At 63.8% G+C, this 11,665-nt stretch carries 16 protein-coding genes; 13 read left to right on the top strand and 3 right to left on the bottom strand.

Annotation, left to right across the window (positions count from 1 at the left end; all coding sequences use genetic code 11):
* Positions 1-54 precede the first annotated feature (54 nt).
* Both B9C43_RS56965 and B9C43_RS35005 read left to right on the top strand, forming a co-directional pair.
* A complete protein-coding gene (locus B9C43_RS56965) occupies positions 55-213 on the top strand; it encodes a hypothetical protein (RefSeq protein ID WP_160096897.1) in 159 nt (52 codons plus the stop codon).
* A 57-nt stretch (positions 214-270) separates the two neighbouring features.
* Positions 271-879: a GrpB family protein gene (locus B9C43_RS35005; RefSeq protein WP_084431014.1), complete on the top strand. Its 609-nt coding sequence runs from the start codon at positions 271-273 to the stop codon at positions 877-879.
* An 84-nt stretch (positions 880-963) separates the two neighbouring features.
* On the opposite strand, the gene B9C43_RS35000 is transcribed toward B9C43_RS35005, so the two are convergent.
* The 3 genes from B9C43_RS35000 to B9C43_RS34990 form a co-directional block, all read right to left on the bottom strand.
* Complete coding sequence (locus tag B9C43_RS35000) at positions 964-1,452, bottom strand: pyridoxamine 5'-phosphate oxidase family protein (protein WP_084431013.1); 489 nt, start codon at positions 1,450-1,452, stop codon at positions 964-966.
* A gap of 135 nt (positions 1,453-1,587) precedes the next feature.
* Positions 1,588-1,854, bottom strand: a complete 267-nt coding sequence (locus tag B9C43_RS34995; protein WP_084431012.1) for an HPr family phosphocarrier protein — start codon at positions 1,852-1,854, stop codon at positions 1,588-1,590.
* On the bottom strand, positions 1,847-3,142 hold the full coding sequence (locus B9C43_RS34990) for a PTS transporter subunit EIIC (RefSeq protein ID WP_235039037.1): 1,296 nt from the start codon (positions 3,140-3,142) through the stop codon (positions 1,847-1,849). Before B9C43_RS34990 ends, B9C43_RS34995 begins: the two co-directional genes overlap by 8 nt.
* Positions 3,143-3,335: 193 nt before the next feature.
* Between B9C43_RS34990 and B9C43_RS34985 the strand changes: the two genes are divergently transcribed.
* From B9C43_RS34985 to B9C43_RS34935, 11 genes are all read left to right on the top strand, one after another.
* Positions 3,336-3,572 carry a PTS sugar transporter subunit IIB gene (locus B9C43_RS34985; protein ID WP_033390170.1) on the top strand — a complete coding sequence of 79 codons (237 nt, stop codon included), beginning with the start codon at positions 3,336-3,338 and terminating at the stop codon, positions 3,570-3,572.
* On the top strand, positions 3,569-4,024 hold the full coding sequence (locus B9C43_RS34980; protein WP_084431011.1) for a PTS sugar transporter subunit IIA: 456 nt from the start codon (positions 3,569-3,571) through the stop codon (positions 4,022-4,024). The genes B9C43_RS34985 and B9C43_RS34980 overlap by 4 nt, the downstream gene beginning before the upstream one ends.
* On the top strand, positions 4,012-4,608 hold the full coding sequence (locus B9C43_RS34975; RefSeq protein ID WP_200825823.1) for a class I SAM-dependent methyltransferase: 597 nt from the start codon (positions 4,012-4,014) through the stop codon (positions 4,606-4,608). The genes B9C43_RS34980 and B9C43_RS34975 overlap by 13 nt, the downstream gene beginning before the upstream one ends.
* A 234-nt stretch (positions 4,609-4,842) precedes the next feature.
* The gene (locus B9C43_RS34970) at positions 4,843-5,313 is read left to right on the top strand and encodes a prepilin peptidase (RefSeq protein ID WP_235039036.1); all 471 of its coding nucleotides are present in this window, start codon (positions 4,843-4,845) and stop codon (positions 5,311-5,313) included.
* A 52-nt stretch (positions 5,314-5,365) separates the two neighbouring features.
* Positions 5,366-6,535 carry a DUF222 domain-containing protein gene (locus B9C43_RS34965; protein ID WP_084431009.1) on the top strand — a complete coding sequence of 390 codons (1,170 nt, stop codon included), beginning with the start codon at positions 5,366-5,368 and terminating at the stop codon, positions 6,533-6,535.
* Between the two features lie 139 nt (positions 6,536-6,674).
* A complete protein-coding gene (locus B9C43_RS34960) occupies positions 6,675-7,268 on the top strand; it encodes a hypothetical protein (RefSeq protein ID WP_084431008.1) in 594 nt (197 codons plus the stop codon).
* A gap of 27 nt (positions 7,269-7,295) precedes the next feature.
* Positions 7,296-8,483 (top strand): chorismate synthase, encoded by a 1,188-nt coding sequence (gene aroC, locus B9C43_RS34955; protein WP_084431007.1) that lies wholly within the window; start codon positions 7,296-7,298, stop codon positions 8,481-8,483.
* Positions 8,480-8,995: a shikimate kinase gene (locus tag B9C43_RS34950; RefSeq protein WP_084431006.1), complete on the top strand. Its 516-nt coding sequence runs from the start codon at positions 8,480-8,482 to the stop codon at positions 8,993-8,995. Before aroC ends, B9C43_RS34950 begins: the two co-directional genes overlap by 4 nt.
* Before the next feature lie 5 nt (positions 8,996-9,000).
* Positions 9,001-10,101 (top strand): 3-dehydroquinate synthase, encoded by a 1,101-nt coding sequence (aroB, locus tag B9C43_RS34945; protein ID WP_084431005.1) that lies wholly within the window; start codon positions 9,001-9,003, stop codon positions 10,099-10,101.
* Entirely contained in the window at positions 10,098-10,523 is a 426-nt protein-coding gene (gene aroQ / locus B9C43_RS34940; protein WP_084431004.1) for a type II 3-dehydroquinate dehydratase, read from the top strand. The genes aroB and aroQ overlap by 4 nt, the downstream gene beginning before the upstream one ends.
* Positions 10,520-11,560 (top strand): GNAT family N-acetyltransferase, encoded by a 1,041-nt coding sequence (locus B9C43_RS34935; protein WP_084431003.1) that lies wholly within the window; start codon positions 10,520-10,522, stop codon positions 11,558-11,560. Before aroQ ends, B9C43_RS34935 begins: the two co-directional genes overlap by 4 nt.
* The last annotated feature ends 105 nt before the right edge of the window (positions 11,561-11,665 follow it).

Here is an 11,665-nt window from a genome sequence, read left to right as displayed (position 1 = left end):
ACACAGGGAAGTGATGCTCACGATGCGGTGGGTATCGCTGAACGGAGGGTGTGCGTGGGTACAGCGTTGACCATGGGCATGCTGGCGGTCGTGCTTGTCGTCATGGCCGTGTTCTTTGCCGGTTTCTTGGCGTTGTTCGGTGCGGTGGCAGCCGTGGGGACGGTCGCTGCGGCGGCGCAACGGACCACTACGCGGCGCAAACTAGGGCGCTGAATAAGCGGTTGCACCTCTCGATGGCCTGAAGGACTTGCCTATCGAGAGGGGTTTGTCGTGTCTGAGGAACACGTGTCCAAGGACGACCAATATCTGGCCGCGTTGGTCGGCGACGCTCCGGCTCCTTACTCCGTAAAAGTCGTCGTCGCCGACTATGACCCGCTTTGGCCCTCGTGGTTCGCCGAGGAAGCCGACAAAATACGCACCGCGCTAGGGCCGGTCGCGCTGCGCGTCGAGCACGTCGGCTCGACATCGGTTCCCGGCCTGGCGGCCAAACCCATCATCGACATCGCGCTTGAGGTGCCAGATTCCTCCAACGAGGACTCCTACGTGCCTGCCCTCGTCGCTGCGGGCTATGACCTGCACATTCGCGAGCCGGAATTCCACGAACATCGCTGCTTCTATTCGCGCGTCGACCGCGGCCACAAGCGGGACGTCAACCTGCACACGTACACGGCCGGATGCGTCGAGATGGACATCTACACAGTATTCCGTGACTGGCTTCGAACCAACGACGACGACCGCCTGCTATATCAGACAACTAAGCAGGAACTGGCCAAACGCGACTGGAAGTACGTCCAGAACTACGCGGACGCCAAAACCGACATAATTCAAGCAATCAAGACACGCGCGGGCACACCGGACTATCTCTGCCCGACTTACTAACGACGCATGGCTCCGGCTTCCGGCGACCGCGTGCACCCCGGAAGTCGGACGCCGGATTTGACGCCGCCAACCGCGGCACAAGACTTATTTGCGAACGACCCGCTCGGGCTCGCCGGGCTTCCAGATGGTGATCTCCAGTCGGTCGTCGACGGACTCCACCGCCGACGCACTGGTCAGGTCGGCCGCGTAGAAATGGCCGAACTCTCGTCCGCGAAGGTCGAAACCAGTCTCCTCGAACAACGCCTCGGCGAACCGCTGGTGCAGAGCCTTGTCCTGAACGTCTTGGACCACGCCGAAGAGCTTCGCGTCGCCGTCGGCCAGATGTGTGTCAACGGTCGCGGTATGCAGACAGAACCGCGGGTCACGCGCGAGGTCGTAGAACTTCGTCGTGTTCGGCATCCCGATGAGCCAGAGCTGGCCTTCGAAGAATCTCGGCTCCATCGGACTTATTCGGGGAAACCCGTCCGAACGGAGAGTGCCCAGCATGCAGAGGTTGCCGGTGGCCGTGTGCCGGCGAACGAAGACTGAGGCGGTCTGCGGCGCCGCTTCACTGAACTCTTTCCAAGTCGCCATAGCGCGTCACCGTAACGCACACCAAGAACCGGGCGCCTGCTTTCGAGACACGCTGTGGCCGCACTTGAAATGCGCCAGCAGCACCAACAACGCCAAGTCGACAACACCGCAGCCCGGTCGCGGCAGTTCGGCGACCTATGAATCCAAATCGGTCGCAATCAACGCCGCGAGCTTGTCCAAACTGGACTCTGCACCATCACCCTCAGCGGCAAGGACAACCTCATCACCATGCATCGCGCCAAGCGTCATCAGGTTAAGCAAGCTGGCCGCAAGCACCGGTTCGCCACCGTCCTTGCGGATGGTCACGGTAACCGGCTGTTCGGCCGCCAACCGGGCGACCAGCGCGGCGGGCCTTGCGTGCAGCCCTACCTTGCTGGCCACCCGGACCCGCACCTCAGGCACGTCGACCCGGCGAGGGTGGCGGATTCTGCGGCGGCCGGACCCGCTCCGTCGGCGTGTCCATCGTCGTCTCGTTGTCGAGCGGCTCAGCTTCCCGGCCCGGCGTGCGCAAGTTCCACTTCGTGATGACGAACCGGAACACTGCGTAATAGATCACCGCGAACACCAGACCGATCGGGATGATCAACCACGGCTTGGTAGCGAGATTCCAGTTCAACACGTAGTCGATAGCGCCTGCCGAGAACCCGAACCCGTCATGCACACCAAGAGCGTTGGTAACCGCGAGTGACACGCCTGTGAGCACGGCGTGCACGATCAACAGTGGCCAAGCAACGAAGATGAACGCGAACTCGAGCGGCTCGGTCACACCGGTCAGGAACGACGCGAGCGCCGCGGCCAGCATCAGGCCGCCGACCAGCCTGCGGTTCTCCGGCCGGGCGGTGTGGTAAATCGCCAGCGCCGCTGCGGGCAGCGCGAACATGAAGATCGGGAAGAACCCGGACATGAACGTGCCGGCATTGGGGTCACCGGCGAAGAACCGGTTGAGGTCACCTGTGACACCGTTGGCCTCGCCGAACACAAACCACACGAACGAGTTGATGATGTGGTGCAGGCCGAAGGGGATCAGGAACCGGTTGAGCGCACCGTAAATGCCTGCCCCGAGAACGGTGGACCCCGAAACGGCCTCACCGACGGCCGTCAACCCGCTGTTGAACCAGCTGTAGACCAACCCAAGAAGCACACCGACGATCAGCATGACCACCGCGGCGATGATCGGCACGAACCTTCTGCCGCCGAAGAAGGCCAGGTAGGGCGGCAGTTTGATGCGGTGATACCGCGTCCAGAGGACAGCGGTGATCAGGCCGCTGATGATGCCACCCAGGACACCGTACGGGCCGCCCATGAACGACTTGCCCTCGGTGAGACTCGTGTCCTGGATGGTGGCGACGAGCACCTGGTGGAACACCAGGTAGCCGACTGCGGCTGCGAGTGCGGCTGAGCCGTCCGCCTTTCGTGCGAATCCGATGGCGATACCGATCGCGAACAGCAAAGGCAGGAAGTCGAACAGCGCGTTGCCGCCAGCGCCGATCACCCTCGCGGCGTCGTCGAAGAACGCTCCGGGGATGGCTGCGATCAGCTCGCCTTGTCCTTTGCCGTTACCGTCGATGTAACCGAGGCGGGACAACAGAGCCGCGGCCGGAAGAGCCGCGATGGGTAGCATGAGGCTTCGCGCGAAGCGTTGTAAACCGGCCAAGCCGCGGCCGGACTGCTGGATCTGTGGTGCGCTCACTGGAAAATCTCCCGTGTCGGGGCCGGGTGTCCTGACGCGTTCAACCGCCTGGTCTAGACCAGGTAGGTGCGGGACTATGCGCCTGACAGGTGTTAAGTGTCAACGACCGTTACAGCTTTGTGTCGATGCGTGACGCGGTCGGTATGTGGCGCGTACAAATTGCGCAGGCTGCGCAACAGAGAGGGACGAGCAGATGGCAGACGAGCGAGCGGCGAAGATCCTTGCCGCCATCGGTGGAGCGGAAAACGTGATCGAACTCGAGCCGTGTATCACCCGGCTCAGGTGCGAACTGGAGGACGATTCCCTGGTGGACGAACCAGCGTTGCGTTCTCTCGGCGTGCACGGTGTCGTCCGGATGGGCGGAGCGGTGCAGATCGTGGTCGGACCGGAAGCTGACACCATCGCCAGCGACATCGAGGACCTTCTGTGACATTGCGTGTTTCCAGCCCGGTGTCCGGGTCGGTTGTCGCCCTTTCCGCCGTGCCAGACCCAGTCTTCGCCCAGACCATGGTCGGACCAGGCGTAGCCGTACAGCCTTCTACCGCAGCCGCCGACGTCCTGTCGCCGATTGACGGCGTCGTGGTGACTCTGCATCCGCACGCATTCGTCGTGGCGGGAGACAGCGGCCAAGCCGTATTGGTCCACTTGGGAATCGACACAGTGAAGATGAAGGGCGACGGTTTCACCTTGCACGTGGTGAAAGGGGAAACCGTACGCGCAGGGCAGCCGATCATCGGATGGAATCCGGCCGCTGTCGAAGCTGTCGGCTACTCGTCGATCTGCCCTGTTGTCGCACTGGACGCACAGAATGGCGCGCTGACGGACGTCGCGCCTGATGGTCCCGTGAACGCTGGCGACACGTTGTTCCTGTGGCACCCTTGATCATGTCCAACCGCTGGAACCACAACATCCACTACCACCCGATGATCTTGTCCGCTGTGCCGCCAGGTGCCCGTAGCGCGTTGGACGTCGGGTGTGGTGAAGGCATGCTGGCCCGTCGGCTGCGGGAGAAGGTGCCGGACGTCGTCGGGGTGGATCTCGACCGATCGAGCATCGACTTGGCGACGTCGTTCGACGACGACATTTCATATGTTGTGGCGGATGTCCTGACGCACGACTTTCCCTCGTCGTTCGACTTCATAACGTCGGTCGCCACACTGCACCACATGGACGCCACTGCGGCGCTCACCCGCTTCAAATCCCTGCTGAGACCGGGTGGAACGATGGTGATCGTCGGGCTGGCCAGACCGCAAGTGCGCGACCTGCCGTATGAGGTGGCCGGGGCCGTGGCAACGCGGGTGCACAAGCGCTCGAAAGGCTACTGGCAGCACCCATCGCCCGTGTGCTGGCCTCCGCCCGAGACCTACTCCAGCATGCGTCGTCTGGCAGCGACGTTACTCCCAGGGGTCCGATACCGCCGTCATATTCTTTGGCGCTACTCGCTGACCTGGGAAAAGCCCAACTGACATCGTACGAACGGACCGTTCGTACGGTCTCGATCCACCAAACTCTGGCTTTCAGCGGCCACTTGTGGGCAGGGTGGACGCGTGGTCCTCACCGTGTCCCTTATCGCGAGCGGTCTCCTTGCTGGAGCGCTCGGCCGCTGCCTGCTGTGCAGGCTGCGGCGTGGCGCGCAGTTGAGGCCCGGGTGGTGTGAAGCCGCCTGCGCGATCCTTTGGGGACTAGCAGGTCTGGCGGGCATGCCTACCCTTTGGTTGCCGGTGATGATGGCGTTGTCTTGGTTCGCCGTCCCGCTTACCGCAACAGACTTGAAGCACGGCCGGCTTCCAGACGCGCTGACGCTCTCGGCTTATCCCGTTTTCGGGCTGCTGCTTGCGTTCGCGGGCAGCCTGGAACGGGCACTCGTGGGCGGCGCGTTGTTCTTCTGTCTACACGCGACTATCCACTTCCTCGTCCCTGGATCGCTGGGACGCGGTGACGTCAAGCTCTCCGGCAGCCTGGGAGCAATACTCGGCGCGGTGAGCTGGCTTGCCCTCTCCGTCGGCCTGGCGTTGGCGGCCCTGATCACCCTCGCACTTCGAGCGGTGTCGCCAGGTCGTCAATCCGACCGTGTCCCGCACGGACCAGGTTTGCTTGCTGCCACATGGCTTCTCGCGTTCCTGCCTGCGACGCCTGGCTTACCTGCTGACGTCGCGCCTCTGGCGCTCTGAGCGTCAAACGATCCGCACATTCCCTGTTTCGTGATCTTCGATTGGATGAACAATGCCTGCTGACAAGTTGATGGACCACGGCCGTGTTGAGTCGCCGGTGATCGGTTCCATCGAGAAGATGGCCGCGTCGCAATGTCTGAACGTGATCATCCACGCCACCCGGATGAAAGCCTTCTACGAAGCGCAGATCGCCAGGGCACTAGCCAGGTTCGCGGACCTAAGGCCGCCAGGAAAGGATGGGAAGGCACTCGACAACGACGCCCGTAAACTGTTGTCCGCGGAGCTTGCAGTGTCACCTCGGGTCGTCGACACGCAGATCAGGCAGTCGCGCAAGCTGGTCGAATGGCTGCCTGCGACGCTGTCCGCGCTAGCCAAAGGCGAGATCGACCAACGCCGGGCGCTGGCAATGGTCGACCTCGCCGGCCGCATGTCCAAAGAGGACGCGGCCAGGATCGAGCGGGCAGTCCTTGAAGGTGGTGCACGCGCCAACTACCGCAGGTTCCGGGAGTCCATCCGGCAAGAAGTGACCAAGGTGGACGCCGACGCGGTCGCCCGCCGCAAAGCGTCCAGGCAGAACCCCGACGTATCAGTCGAACCCTGTGTTGACGGGATGAGCAAACTTACTGTCGACCTCACAACGGAGGACGCGGTCGCTGCCCGCTCGCGCATCGATGCTCTCGCCAAGGAAGCCAAAGTCCCCGGCGACACTCGCACTGATGGACAGCGCCGAGTGGCGGTCGTGTTCGACCTGGTCGTGGGCGACAACGGTGGTAAAGACCTACCCAACAAGGATGCGATCTCGTCAGCGGCCCAACCGGGCCAAACCGAACGACGCAACGAGCCCGCCGCACATGAATCTGTTCCCGCCGCCGAGCATGTGGCTGACGCGCCGCGTGGTTCGGAATCGATGAACCCAACGGTGCATGTCCTCGACGTCAGTCACCGTCGGTATGCTCTGCCAGCTCAGCTTGAACGTCCTGACGAATGTCAGATCGCTGGTTGCAGGGCAGCTGCGGAGGCCAGCCCCATCGTCCCCGATGACGAACCCAACGCCGCGACTGTCGCCACACGATGTGCCCATCACAAGGTGGAGAAGCAGCACGTCGGTTGGACCTTCACTTATCCAGCGCCAGGCGTGCTAACCCTCACCAGTCCGGACGGCCACACGACTCACGCGTATGCGATCGCACCTGACCACCGGTACCTCGACCCGCCAGCCTGATCAGTACCGCTCACGCCCAGATCGGAGGCGCGCACTGACGTCTCCACAGCCCATGCACCCGCGGCGGTGTGGCATCGGCACGACTATCTGATGGGAAATTGCGTACGAGTCCACCACGGCCCCGTGGTGGACTGTCGAAGTGGAGTCGGAGCTGGCGCAGCGCCAGGCGCAATTACAGGCCGAGGGCGCGGAGCTGCTACACGAGCTGAAGCTTGTTGAGCTCCTGGCCGAGTCAGGACCCGTGCTGTTAGCAGGGAGCTTCGTTTCCGGGCTGATGACCTGGCGCGAACTGGACGTGATGGTCCTTGTCGGGCCCCAATTCACGCCAACGGATGTGATGACGTTGATGCAGCGTCTGATCGATCTTCCAGGGGTGGTGGGTTTCGAATTCCAGGATGAGAGGGGGACGCGTTGTCCTACTGAATACGCCCGGGACGAGCGGTACCACGTCGAGATCGGCATTGAACGACCCGGAGGGGAGTGGTGTGTCGACCTCTCGCTGTGGTTGCACGACGTGCACGACAACGTTGCTTCATGGCATGAGGAGCTGCGTCACTCGGTCATGGCTGACCAGCGGGATGTCATCTTGGCGATCAAGGACGCCCAACGCCGTCTACCGGCATACCCGGGCGGCCTGCCCATTTACACCGCCGTACTCGAGCACGGAGTGCGCAATCCCGAGCAATTCCGGCAGTGGCTCGCATCTGGACAACCGCCCCCAGGGGAGGGCTGAGCTCCCACGACGTGAAAGGATCGACCTGTGCTGCGCTGGATAACCGCTGGGGAATCGCACGGCCCGGCCCTTGTTGCCGTGCTCGAAGGAATGGTGGCCGGGGTCGAGGTCACCACGGAGGACCTGACCGGCCAACTGGCCAGGCGCAGGCTCGGCTTCGGGCGCAGCCCGCGCATGGGGTTCGAGACCGACGATGTCGAGTTCCTCGGTGGCGTGCGACACGGCCGTACTCAGGGTGGCCCGATCGCGGTCAAGATCGAGAACTCCGAATGGCCCAAGTGGGAGAAGGTCATGGCGGCCGATCCGGTTGACCCGGACGAGCTGGCCGGACTTGCCCGGAACGAGCCATTGACCCGGCCTCGACCTGGCCATGCGGACCTCGCAGGCATGCAGAAGTACGGCTTTGAAGAGGCTCGGCCAGTGCTCGAACGAGCCAGCGCGCGGGAGACCGCGGCGCGGACGGCGCTGGGCACCGTGGCCAAGGCCTTCCTCCGGCAATTGCTCGGCGTCGAGATCATTAGCCATGTCGTGTCCATCGGTGCCGCAGAAGCACCTGAAGGGCCCGAGCCGACGCCAGGAGACCTCGCGGCGATTGACGAGAGCCCAGTACGGGCGTTCGGCCAGGCGGCAACTGACGCGATGGTGGCGGAGGTAGACGCTGTCAAGCAGGCCGGCGACACCGTCGGAGGCGTGATCGAAGTGATCGCGTATGGCTTGCCGCCCGGCTTGGGTAGCTACGTTCACTGGGACCGACGGCTTGACGCTCGGTTGGCCGGTGCGCTGATGGGTGTCCAGGCGATGAAGGGCGTGGAGATCGGTGATGGTTTCACCACCGCGCGGCGTTGGGGCAGCAAGGCACACGACGAGATTGACAAGGGTGATGGTCCGAAGGGGGTGACTCGCCGCTCCAACCGCGCTGGTGGTTTGGAGGGCGGTGTCACCAATGGCGAGCCGTTGCGCGCCCGAGTCGCCATGAAGCCGATCTCGACCGTCCCGAAAGCACTGTCCACTGTGGATGTCGTTACGGGTGAACCTGCGGTGGCCATCCACCAGCGGTCGGACGTGTGCGCGGTCCCGCGTGCCGGTGTTGTCCTTGAGTCCGTTGTCGCGCTGATCCTGGCCGACGCGGCGTTGGAGAAGTTCGGCGGCGATTCGATGCGCGAGACGCGGGCAAATGCTGCGGCGTACTTGAAGGCACTGGAGGAGCGCTGGTGAGCACCAACGGTCCGGTGCTGGTCCTGGTGGGGCCACCCGGTTCGGGCAAGAGCACGATCGGCAGGATGGCGGCCGAACGGCTCGGCGTCGGCTTTCGTGACTTCGACGATGACATGGCAGCTGAGCATGGCAAGGAAGCCGGCGACTTGGTTGTCGACTTCGGTCGTGAGCGGTTCCAGGAATTGGAACACGAACTCCTGGTCCGTGTTCTGCCCAAGCACGACGGGGTGCTCGCCCTCGGAGGCGGGACACCCACCGCACCTGGCGTCCCGGAGTTGCTGAAGCCCTATAACGTCGTGTTCCTGGACGTTGACCTCGATCACTTGCTTAAGCGGGAAGGCCTTGTCGCGCTGCACCCGTGGCTGTTGCCGAACCCGCGGGCGCACCTGCGGCAGATGCTGGCCGACAGGCGTCCGATCTACACCCAGGTCGCGGACGCCACTGTGGAAACGAATGGCCGTGACCCGCAAGACATCCTCGAAGATGTTCTCGCGGCAATGCCGGTGAGGTGACAGCGATGGAGCCAGTCAGAATCGCAGTGACCGCCGAGCAGCCGTACGAGGTCGTCATCGGCCGCGGTCTGCTTGGTGATTTGGTCGAAAGGGTCCAAGGGGCTTCCAAGGTCGCGATCGTGCACCCGCCGACGTTGACCACGACAGCCGAGGCAGCTCGTGAGGAAATCGCGAGCGCTGGCGTCGACACGCACAGGATTGAGATCCCGGACGCCGAGGACGGCAAGGCTCTGCCCGTCGCCGGGTATTGCTGGGAAGTGCTCGGTCGTATCGGCCTGGACCGGCAGGGCATCGTCGTCGGCCTCGGCGGCGGGGCGGTCACTGATCTTGCCGGGTTTGTCGCGGCGACCTGGCTGCGTGGTGTGCGCCTGATCAACGTCCCGACGACGCTGCTGGGCATGGTCGACGCGTCGATCGGTGGCAAGACCGGCATCAACACCGACGCGGGCAAGAACCTCGTCGGGGCCTTCCATGAGCCCAGCGTGGTGCTCGTTGACCTCTCCACGCTCACCACGTTGCCGGCCAATGAGCTCATCGCCGGCATGGCAGAGGTGATCAAGGGCGGGTTCATCGCGGATCCCCGCATCCTCGAGCTGGTCGAAGCCGATCCGAAAGCCGCGGTCGACCCGGACGGTGACGTGATCGCCGAGTTGGTCGCCCGCAAGATCCAGATCAAGGCTGACGTGGTCGGGCAGGACCTCCGTGAGTCGGGACTGCGCGAGATCCTCAACTACGGCCACACTCTCGGCCATGCGATCGAGCGGCGCGAGCGTTATCGCTGGCGCCATGGTGCGGCCGTCAGCGTGGGCATGGTGTTCGCCGCCGAGTTGGCTCGCCTCGCTGGTCGGCTCGACGACGCCACCGCAGATCGGCACCGCGAAGTGCTCCAATCGATCGGCCTGCCGACCCACTACGACGCTGATGCTTTGCCTCAGTTGATCGACGGGATGCGCAACGACAAGAAGACCCGCTCAGGAGTGCTGCGCTTCGTTGTGCTTGATGGACTGGCGAAGCCTGGCAGGTTGGAAGGACCCGACCCGGCGTTGCTGGCCGGTGCGTATTCGGCGGTCGCGGCCAAATCGGCGGACGGAGGGATGCTGCTGTGAAGATCCTGGTGCTCAATGGCCCGAACCTGGGCAGGCTCGGCACAAGAGAACCAGAGGTCTACGGCCGCACCACGCACGCCGACCTGGTCGCCCTTTGCGAGCAGACCGGCAAGGAACTCGGGGTCGACGTCGAGGTCAGGCAGACCAACCACGAGGGCGAGATGATCGGCTGGCTGCACGAGGCCGCCGACCAGAAGACCGCTGTTGTCCTGAACGCGGGAGCATGGACGCATTACTCCATCGCGATCGCGGATGCCTGCGCGATGTTGACCGCCCCACTGGTCGAGGTCCACATCTCGAACGTGCACCAACGTGAGGAGTTCCGCCACCACAGCTACATCTCCGCTGTTGCCAGCGGAGTGATCGTTGGTCTTGGCGTTCAGGGCTACCCGCTGGCGATCAGGTGGTTGGCTGAGCAATGAGCCAGCCGACGTTCGAGACGAACCGGTTGACGCTGCGGCCGATGCGGGCCGACGACCGGGACGCGGTGGTCAAGATCTTCGCTGATCCGGCCAGTAGCAAATATCTGACGCGGGACATGTCGGATCCAGTCAACGCGGCGACCAGTTTCGAGAGATGGCTCGGCTGGGGTTCGCCGAACGGCATGGGCACTTGGCTGCTGGATCTCAACGGACTGGTGATCGGCGTCGGCCGGTTCACACCGTCTGACCGGCTGCCGGGCAAAGTGATTGAAGTTGGTTGGTTCATTGCTCGCACGCACGCCGGTCAGGGGTACGCGGGCGAAGCGCTTCGTACGTTGCTCGACTACGGCATCCGCACCCTGGGGTTGCCTGCGATTTGGGCGCTGATTCACAAGCACAACGAGCCGAGCATTCGGCTCGCGAAGTCACTCGGTTTCCTAGATATCGCCGACCACTACCAGTTGGCTGGGCCTGCCAGGATCCATGTCCTGCTGCCACCGGTCGAGACCAACGGGCTGGCTGCGCAGCCCACGCTGAGGACCGAGCGCCTGGTGATCCGGCCATTGCGTGAGGACGACCGGCGTGACGTGCGAGACATCTTCAGCGACCCGGAGCTGACGCGCTTCCTGCGCAAGGACGTGCAGGAGCCTGGGTGGGTGGACAAGATGATCGACCGCAGGCTGGCCTATGACGGGCCAACTGGCATGGGGCATTGGGCTTTCGTCGAGGACGACATCCTGGTGGGTATCGGTCACTTGCGTCCGTCGTGGGAACTTCCCGGCGATGTGGCCGAGATCGGGTGGTATCTCGGCACAGCGCACCAAGGACGTGGTCTGGCGACCGAAGCCGCCATCGCGATCAGGGACCACGGGTTGCACACGCTTCGCCTCGCAGCTGTCTGGGCGCTTGTCCATCGGGACAACGACGCCAGCCAACGCCTCGCCACCCGGCTCGGTTTCCTGGATGTCGGTACAGGCGTTCACTACGACGATCCCCACCGCGTCTATGCCGTACTGCCGCGGACAACGGTTCGCTGATTCTCGGTACGGCCGTGGCCCCAGAACGGCCCCGATGTCGTGATTGAGGTGGCCGACATGGGGATGCGGATCACGCCGCGTTGACTCCGAGCCCAATGGGAGGAC

The organism is Kibdelosporangium aridum (assembly GCF_900176515.1).
GTDB lineage: Bacteria > Actinomycetota > Actinomycetes > Mycobacteriales > Pseudonocardiaceae > Kibdelosporangium > Kibdelosporangium aridum.
This window is presented reverse-complemented; position numbering and strand designations above follow the sequence as displayed.